Here is a 7,899-nt window from a genome sequence, read left to right on the forward strand (position 1 = left end):
GAACCGGAAGGGGGACGGCTTTAGCAGCAGTAGGCGTCGGCGCAGGCGGTGCACGCGCTGCAGCCGGTATCCGCGACCAGGTGGGACTCGGTGAGCGCCTGCTCCGTGCGCGCGCCGCCCACGAACAGCGGGCCCGCGGGGTTGGGAAGTCCATGGGACTCCTCGGCACCGGTCAGCCAGCCCTTCACCACCTCCAGGACCTCGGGCTTCATCGTCATGAGCGCTCTCCTCTTCGGGGGACGTCGGGGGACGTGGACCGCACGACGGGGAAAGTCGAACACGGCCCCGCATCCCAATGCCAGACATAGGGACGTCAGGGCCAGGAAAGCGTCCAAATCATTGCATCCCCGAGCCACGGCTCCCGCCCGGAGCCCGTGACCCACGGGGAATGACGTAAGGGATTGCCACGATACATCTGCGCCAGGGTGCCCCCGGGGGCGAGCGCGCTGTGTCCTGCGGGACAGCCGGCCCCGGAGTCGGAGGGGGAGCCGCGCGCAAGACAGGCCGAGCGGGTAAGCGCTCGGGGCCTGACAGCCCGGGGACCGCCGTGGTTTCGAGGTGGGTGGGGAGGCCTAGGATGGAGGACCTGAAGCGAAAAGCGGGGTATCAAGTTCCGTGGAGCGCCCCATGCCCAGTCCTGAAGACCCGCTGTTCCTCAACGGTATTGATGGCGTCACCGGCCAGTACCTCGTCCCGCCCGTCGGGTTTCCAGCGGCGGCGAAGATGGCGGCGCCCCGTGGGCATGCCTCGTACCTCGAGCGATGGAGGAACTGGCTCCGCGACAACCCCGTGCGCCTCCCGTTCGACACGATGTTCGGTGTGGACAAGAAGGATCCCACCCAGGCTGGCTGGGCCGTGGTGTTCCACGCACAGGCCTCCGAGGAGGTCCGCAAGAGCCTGGAGCCGCTCATCGCCCACCGGCGCAGCCTCATGGCCTCAGACCTGGTTCACGTCCTCACGTACCTCCCGGGTGAGCCGGCCCAGAAGTTCCTGGCGCGCCATGGAACACCCATGGGGGATGTGGAGCCCACGCAGGTGCCGTACTACCTGCTCCTCGTGGGAGGTCCGGACGAAATCCCCTTTGACGTCCAGCACACCCTCTCCCTCTTCCACGCGGTGGGCCGCCTCTCCTTCGACACGCCGGAGGAATACACGCGGTACGCGGACAGCGTCGTGGCCTACGAGAAGGGCGCCTCCGTCCCCAACCACCGGCAGGTGAGTTGGTGGAGTCCCAAGCACCTGGGAGATCGCTCCACGGAGCTCAGCACGGATCAGCTCGTCATTCCCCTGACCCGGGGGGCGCCCGCGGATCAGGCTCCGCAGCTCAACAAGACGATCGCCGCGAAGCTGGGCTATGCCAGCCGCGAAGCCATCGAGGACGATGCGACCAAGGAGTGGTTGCTCACCGCGCTCCATGGACGGGAGGTGCGTCCGGCCGTGCTCTTCACCGCCTCCCACGGTATCGGCTTCCCGGCGAACGACGCGCGCCAGCGCTCGGACCAGGGCGCGCTCCTGAGCCAGGACTGGACCGGCTTCGGCGCGATGGCTCCCGCGCACTACGTGGCGGCCTCGGACATCCAGGACGATGCCCGGCTGCATGGATTGGTGGCCTTCTTCTTCGCCTGCTTCGGCCTGGGCACGCCCACCCACGATGAGTTCCCGCTCACGCCCACGCGGCGCGGTGATGCACTGGCTCCCGCCGCCTTCGTGGCGGCCCTGCCCCGGCGGCTCCTCTCCCATCCTGGCGGCGGCGCGCTGGCGGTCATCGGTCATGTGGAGCGGGCCTGGGGCTTCTCCATCAAGCCCCTCGAAATGGCCCAGGCCTCCACCCATGCGTTCAAGAACACGCTCGCGAAGATCATGGCGGGCGAGCCCGTGGGCCACGCGCTGCGCGACTTCCGCGACCGGTTCTCCGCCGCGAACAACCTCCTGCTGAACCACCTCGATCCCAACATGCCCAACAACAAGCTCGCGCCCCGCGAGCTGCTCCACCGGTGGATCGAGCGCAACGACGCGCGCAACTACGTGGTGCTGGGCGATCCCGCGGTGCGCATCCGGCACACCGACCTGCAGACGCTTCCCTGAAAGGAGCTTGGACCGATGCGAACGCTCATTCTCAGCGACCTCCACCTCGGCAACGGAGGGCCCTATGACATCTTCGCGGGCGCCGCCGAACTCCCCACCCTGCTCGACTCCTTCACGCGCACGCCCACGCACGTCGTCCTCAACGGCGACAGCTTCGACTTCCTGCTCAACGACGACCCGCTCACGGTGGACTCCGAGCGCACGCTCGCGCAGGCCCGGGCGCTGGTGACGTCCGCGCAGACGGCGCCGTCGCTCCAGGCCCTAGGCCGGGTGCTGGCCGCGGGGGGCCGGGCGACGATGGTGGTGGGCAACCACGACCTGGAGCTGGCCCTGCCGGAGGTCCAGGCCGTGGTGCGCGGGGCGCTGGGCCAGCCCGCCAACGTGGCCTCGCGGCTGGTGTTCCGCGACGGCACCGAGCCGCTCCTCCTGGAGGTGGGCGGCGCGCGGGTGCTCGTCACGCACGGCGAGCACAATGACGTGGCCAACCGCATCGACTACGGCTCGCTGCTGTCCACGAGCCGCGTCGGCTTCCAGTACCCGCCGGGCTCCGTGCTGGTGAAGAACCTGCTCAACCCGCTCAAGCACCAGCACCGCATGCGGTACATGGACCTGCTCAAGCCCGACTTCCAGGGGGCGGTGATGGTCGCGCTGGGCGTCAAGCCGGACGCGCTCAAGGTCCTGTTGACCACCGGGACCGTCACCCTCATCCGCCGCCTGCTGGAGAACCAGGACCTCCCTCCGGCCTTCGCCATCGAGCCCCGGGACGCGAACATGCCTTCGGAGGCGGATTCACAGCTGGCGCGGACGCTCGCGGAGGTGGACCTGGATGACGAGGAGGTGGAAGCCCTGATGTCGGTGCTGGATCCGCAGGCGCTCAACGCCTTCGACAACCCGGATGCCCTGGGCCGCGCGCGCCTGAAGCTGTGCAAGGCGGGCTTCGCGCTCTACGCACGCCTGCACCGCAAGGTCGCCGGGACGACCGGCACGGAGTACTTCTCCCTGGAGCCAGCGAAGGACGAGTTGGCCGAGAGCGAGCGGCTGGGCAAGAAGTTCAGCCATCAGGCGGTGGTGATGGGCCACACGCACGCGGCGCGCTGGCACCAGGGCAACGGCCGCGTCTACGCCAACACCGGCACGTGGATCTCCCTGCTGCGGCTCCCCGCGCCGGATGCCTCCGACGCGGAGTGGGGCGACTACCTCCAGGAGCTCCAGTCCAACCCCTCGCTGGATCCGTCCAAGCAGCGGCTGGCCCGGGTGGAGCACCGCTTCACCTGCGTGGAGGTCGCGCCCAAGGCCTCGGCTCCGGGAGCGACCCTGCGACTGGCCCAGTGGAAGGACCAGGGGCTCCAGACCCTGGGCAGCGCGGAGCTGCCCGCGGGGAGCTGATCCGGCACGGCTCGCACGGTGTGCCTTCTCAGCGCGTCACGGCGCGGTCGGCCGACGCGGAGAGCACCCCGTGCAGCACGGCCAGCATCACGGCGCACGCGACGATGTGGGGCGCGACATACGCAAGCCCCCACCGCTCCGCGATGACGCCCGCGAGGCTCGGCAGCACGGCGACGCCCGCGGTGGCCGCGCTCACCTGGAAGCCCACCGCGTGCGCGGAGACGTCGGTGCCCACCCGTCGCGGTGTCTCCGACATCAGGCCCGGGAAGATGGGGGCCAGCGCGAAGCCCAGCAGCACCAGCCCCAGCACGGGCGGCACGCTGGGAATCGCGAACAGCACCGCGCCCACCACCGCGAGCGCGGTGCTCCCGCGCAGCATCCGCACCGAGCCCAGGTGCTCCACGATGAAGCCCGACAGGACGCGACCGGCGAGCAGGCTGCCCCAGTAGAGGCTCACCCAGGTGCCGGCCTCGGCGGTGTGCAGGCCCCGGCTTTCGGTGAGCACGGTGTAGCTCCACTGCCCGGCCGTCACCTCCACGCCCGTGTAGAAGAAGAACGTGGCGATCTGCAGCCACACGCGGGCCCGTCGCAGCGCCTCGAACGCGGAGCCCGTGGGTGCCTCGGCGTGCGCATCGCCCGTGTCCCGCACCGGCGCATCCCACTGGCGGCGCATCACGAGGAACGTCAGCGCCAGCGCGCCCAGCACCGCGCCGATGACGGCGTACCCGGAGCGCCACCCCGCGCCCCGCGTGAGCAGCGCCGTCATCAGCACCGGCCCCAGCGCCGCGCCGACGCTGTAGGCGGCATGCAGCCAGTTCATGTGCCTGGGCCCGAAGCTCTGGGCCGCGTAGTTGTTGAGCGCGGAGTCGATGGCCCCCGAGCCGAAGCCGATGCAGCACGCGGCGACGAGGAAGAGTGCGAACACGGGCACGGTCGCGTACCCCGCGAGCCCCAGCGCCACGAGCCCCGTGCTCAACGCCAGCAACAGCCCCAGCCGCAGCGCGCGCATCAGCCGTCCCGCGAGCAACCCCGACGTGAAGTACGCGACGGCCGCGGTGGAGAGAATGGCGCCCATGCCCGCCTGCGACAGGCCGAACGTGCTCCGCAGCGACGGCCACGCGACACCGAGCACGGCATCCGGAAGCCCCAGGCTGATGAACGCCAGGTAGGCGAGCGTGAGGAGCGCGGGACGCGGACGGAGAACGGATTCGGAAGGACGCACGGGCGCGCACCGTAGAACGCGCTCGGGCATCCCGACAGCGACTCGTGGCGCCCTTCATCGGCCGCTTGACCTTGACACCGGTGTCAGGGGCTAGCGTCCGTTTCCAGGAGAGCAGGATGAACATCGGAGAACTCGCCCGGCGCACGGGCTCCAGTGCGCGCTCCATCCGCCACTACGACAAGGCCGGGCTCATCGCCTCGCACCGCCGCGACAACGGCTACCGCGACTTCGGAGACGAAGCGGTCCCCCAGGTGATGCAGGTGGCCCGGATGATCCGCCTGGGCTTCTCGCTGGAGGAGATCAGCACCTTCCCGCCGTGCATGCTCCGTCAGGTCACGAACGCCGTCTGCCCGGACGCGCTCGCGGCCCACCGCGAACGACTGGCGGAGGTCGACCGGCAGCTCTTCGACCTCGCGCGCCTGCGGGAGCGGCTCCTCACCGTGCTGGACGCGAACGACTCCCCCCTTCCTTCAACCGAGCGAGCACCCCATGAACCGTCGTGACGTGATGAAGACCGCCCTGCTGGGCACGGGCCTCCTGCCGGGACTCGGCCTCACGGCCAACCCCGCGCCGGCGAAGCGCTCCAAGCCGCGGACATTCCTGCTGGTGCACGGCGCATGGCACAACGCCCTGCACTGGACCCGCGTCTCGCAGTTCCTCTCCGCGAGAGGGCACCAGGTGGTGGCCATCGATCTGCCCGGCCACGGCCTCAACGCGCGCTTTCCCGCCTCCTACCTGACGGGCAACACGGCGCGCCTCACCGAGGAGCGCTCCCCGCAGGCGGACCTCACGTTGGAGGACTGCGCGGCGGCGGTGGTGTCGGCGCTGGAGAAGTTGAAGGACGGACCGAAGCCCGTGCTCGTGGGTCACAGCGCGGGCGGCACCGTCATCACCCGGGCGGGAGAGCTGGCACCGCAGCTCATTGGCCGGCTGGTGTACCTGAGCGCGTACTGCCCGCTGCGCCTCCAGAGCGCCAGCGGCTACGGCGCCCTCCCCGAGGCCCACACCGGCTACGGGCAGTCGCTCTTCGTGGGCGACCCCGCGAAGCTGGGCGCGGTGCGGATCAACCCGCGCGGTGACGCGGCGTACCTCGAAGCCCTGCGCCTGGCCTTCTACCAGGACGTGGACACCGAGGGCTTCCTGCCCTTCGCGCTCACCCTCACGCCGGACCTCCCGCAGTCGCTCTGGACCGCCAAGGTGGGCGCCACGAAGGAGCGCTGGGGCCGCATCCCGCGCAGCTACCTGCGCTGCGCCCAGGACCGCGCGATTGCCCCCGCGCTCCAGGACCTGATGATCCGCGAAGCCGACGCCTTCACGCCCGGCAACGCCTTCACCGTCGACACGCTGGAGTCGTCACACTCGCCCTTCGCTTCCCAGCCGGAGAAGCTGGCCGCGCTGCTGGACGCCTTACGCTGAAGCAGCGCTGCTTCAGAAGATGGACAGGCCCGTCAGCGTGGTGAAGCGATCCAACGCCTCCACGCCCGCCACCGAGTTGCCCCGCGCATCCAGCCCGGGGCTCCACACGCACAGCGCGCAGCGGTTGGGGATGATGGCGACGATGCCTCCGCCCACGCCGCTCTTGCCCGGCAGGCCCACGCGGTAGGCGAACTCCCCCGCCGCGTCGTACGTGCCGCAGGTGAGCATCACCGCGTTGACCTGCTTGGCCTGGCTGCGCGTGAGCAGCCGCGCCCCATCCGCGCGCTGGCCATGCCGGGCGAGGAACCCGCACGCCCGCGCCAGGTCCGCGCAGCTCATCGCCAGGGAGCACTGCCAGAAGTAGTGCTCCAGCACCTCCGGGACGGAGCCCTCCATGTTGCCGTAGCTCGCCATGAAGTGGGCCAGCGCGCTGTTGCGGTGGCCGTGCTCCGCCTCCGACGCGGCGATGACCGCATCGAAGTCCACCGCCGGGTTGCCGCTCTCCACGCGCAGGAAGTCGCGCAGCGTGCCTCGCGCGTCCCCCGTGAGCCGCAAGAGCCGGTCCGTGATGACCAGCGCGCCCGCGTTGATGAACGGGTTGCGCGGGATGCCCTGCTCGTACTCCAGCTGCACCAGCGAGTTGAACGGGTTGCCCGACGGCTCCTTGCCCACCCGCTTCCACAGCGCGTCCCCGTCCCGCGACAGGGCCAGCGCCAGCGTGAACACCTTGGAGATGCTCTGGATGGAGAACGGCTCGCGCCAGTCGCCCACGCCGTACACGTCCCCCTCCACCGTCGCGAGCGCCATGCCGAACCGGCCCGGATCCACCGCCGCCAGCGCCGGGATGTACGTCGCCACGCGGCCCTGCCCCAGCATCGGCCGCACCGAGTCCCACACTTGCGTCAACACCGCCTGGTAGTCCATGCGCAGTCAGCCCTTCGTCAGCGCAGTCCCGCGCGCTTCGCCAGCTCCTGCGCCAGCGCGCGCAGCTCCTCCGCGCCGGACGCGTTCGGGCTCGTGTCGAACACCACCTCGTAGCCCAGGCCCGCCTGGTTGATGGACTCCGAGCGGGGGATGCGCGTGCGCAGCACCGGCACCGTCACGTCCTTCAGCGCCTCTTCCATCGCCTCGTTGGTCGCGGGCGTGCGCCGGTCCCACAGGTTCACCGCGGCCACCAGCTCGCCGCCGCTCTCGCGCACGTCGCGCCACGCGGTTTCAATCTCGCCCAGCCCCTGCAACGCGAACGCGCCCGTGGGCACCGGCGCCACCACCACATCCGCGAAGCACAGCACCGCCTCCGTGAACGCGCCGATGCTCGGCGGCGTGTCCACGATGACGACGTCCGGCGTCCAGGAGAGCGTCTTCAGCGCGCGCGGAATGGCCTGAAGGCGGTGGCCCCACCCGAACAGCTCGCGCTCCAGCGCCGCCATGCGCGGGGCTCCGGGCGCGATGAACAACCCCTGCCGCTTCGGTGATGCGACGACGATCTCGTCCAGCCGGTGCTTCGGCCGGGGCCCGAAGGCGTCCGCCACGCACGGGCCGTCCCGCGTCTCCAGGCCCAGCACCAGCGACGCGTGCGCCTGCGGATCCAGGTCCAGCAGCAACACCCGGCGGCCCGTGTCCGCCAGCGCCGCCGCCACGTGCGCGCACAGGGTCGTCTTCCCGACGCCCCCCTTGATGGTACAGAACGCAATCGTCGGCATGATGGGCTCCGGGTCTACCAGGAATCCGCCGCCCGGAGGGCCGCGCCGGAATGGAACGCCCGCTCCATTGGGGGCGCCCCAGAATGG

The 7,899-nt window shown here is 70.6% G+C and carries 8 protein-coding genes; 4 read left to right on the plus strand and 4 right to left on the minus strand.

Annotation, left to right across the window (positions count from 1 at the left end; genetic code table 11):
• Positions 1–20: 20 nt before the first annotated feature.
• Complete coding sequence (locus D7V97_RS36630) at positions 21–218, minus strand: DUF6229 family protein (RefSeq protein ID WP_120615253.1); 198 nt, start codon at positions 216–218, stop codon at positions 21–23.
• A 409-nt stretch (positions 219–627) separates the two neighbouring features.
• On the opposite strand from D7V97_RS36630, the gene D7V97_RS36635 reads away from it, so the two are divergent.
• Together D7V97_RS36635 and D7V97_RS36640 are read left to right on the plus strand one after the other, a co-directional pair.
• The gene (locus D7V97_RS36635; protein WP_147445124.1) at positions 628–2,085 is read left to right on the plus strand and encodes a C25 family cysteine peptidase; all 1,458 of its coding nucleotides are present in this window, start codon (positions 628–630) and stop codon (positions 2,083–2,085) included.
• A 15-nt stretch (positions 2,086–2,100) separates the two neighbouring features.
• On the plus strand, positions 2,101–3,471 hold the full coding sequence (locus D7V97_RS36640; RefSeq protein ID WP_120615255.1) for a metallophosphoesterase: 1,371 nt from the start codon (positions 2,101–2,103) through the stop codon (positions 3,469–3,471).
• Between the two features lie 28 nt (positions 3,472–3,499).
• Here the strand turns inward: D7V97_RS36640 and D7V97_RS36645 are convergent, their stop codons facing one another.
• Positions 3,500–4,693: a sugar MFS transporter gene (locus tag D7V97_RS36645; RefSeq protein ID WP_233583450.1), complete on the minus strand. Its 1,194-nt coding sequence runs from the start codon at positions 4,691–4,693 to the stop codon at positions 3,500–3,502.
• 116 nt (positions 4,694–4,809) lie between these two features.
• On the opposite strand from D7V97_RS36645, the gene D7V97_RS36650 reads away from it, so the two are divergent.
• Both D7V97_RS36650 and D7V97_RS36655 read left to right on the plus strand, forming a co-directional pair.
• The gene (locus tag D7V97_RS36650; RefSeq protein ID WP_120615257.1) at positions 4,810–5,196 is read left to right on the plus strand and encodes a MerR family transcriptional regulator; all 387 of its coding nucleotides are present in this window, start codon (positions 4,810–4,812) and stop codon (positions 5,194–5,196) included.
• Entirely contained in the window at positions 5,183–6,109 is a 927-nt protein-coding gene (locus D7V97_RS36655) for an alpha/beta fold hydrolase (RefSeq protein WP_120615258.1), read from the plus strand. Before D7V97_RS36650 ends, D7V97_RS36655 begins: the two co-directional genes overlap by 14 nt.
• 12 nt (positions 6,110–6,121) lie before the next feature.
• Here D7V97_RS36655 and D7V97_RS36660 read toward each other — a convergent pair whose 3' ends face one another.
• Both D7V97_RS36660 and D7V97_RS36665 read right to left on the minus strand, forming a co-directional pair.
• On the minus strand, positions 6,122–7,033 hold the full coding sequence (locus tag D7V97_RS36660; RefSeq protein WP_120615259.1) for a glutaminase: 912 nt from the start codon (positions 7,031–7,033) through the stop codon (positions 6,122–6,124).
• 17 nt (positions 7,034–7,050) lie between these two features.
• Complete coding sequence (locus D7V97_RS36665) at positions 7,051–7,812, minus strand: ParA family protein (protein WP_120615260.1); 762 nt, start codon at positions 7,810–7,812, stop codon at positions 7,051–7,053.
• Positions 7,813–7,899: the final 87 nt, after the last annotated feature.

Origin of the sequence: Corallococcus sp. CA053C (assembly GCF_003611675.1) — a bacterium.
Classification (GTDB): domain Bacteria; phylum Myxococcota; class Myxococcia; order Myxococcales; family Myxococcaceae; genus Corallococcus.

What these genes read in the sequence shown, in the direction of transcription:
- D7V97_RS36630 (WP_120615253.1), bottom strand. Translation starts at nt 218, where the DNA reads ATGACGATGAAGCCCGAGGTCCTGGAGGTGGTGAAGGGCTGGCTGACC.
- D7V97_RS36635 (WP_147445124.1), top strand. Translation starts at nt 628, where the DNA reads ATGCCCAGTCCTGAAGACCCGCTGTTCCTCAACGGTATTGATGGCGTC.
- D7V97_RS36640 (WP_120615255.1), top strand. Translation starts at nt 2,101, where the DNA reads ATGCGAACGCTCATTCTCAGCGACCTCCACCTCGGCAACGGAGGGCCC.
- D7V97_RS36650 (WP_120615257.1), top strand. Translation starts at nt 4,810, where the DNA reads ATGAACATCGGAGAACTCGCCCGGCGCACGGGCTCCAGTGCGCGCTCC.
- D7V97_RS36655 (WP_120615258.1), top strand. Translation starts at nt 5,183, where the DNA reads ATGAACCGTCGTGACGTGATGAAGACCGCCCTGCTGGGCACGGGCCTC.
- D7V97_RS36660 (WP_120615259.1), bottom strand. Translation starts at nt 7,033, where the DNA reads ATGGACTACCAGGCGGTGTTGACGCAAGTGTGGGACTCGGTGCGGCCG.
- D7V97_RS36665 (WP_120615260.1), bottom strand. Translation starts at nt 7,812, where the DNA reads ATGCCGACGATTGCGTTCTGTACCATCAAGGGGGGCGTCGGGAAGACG.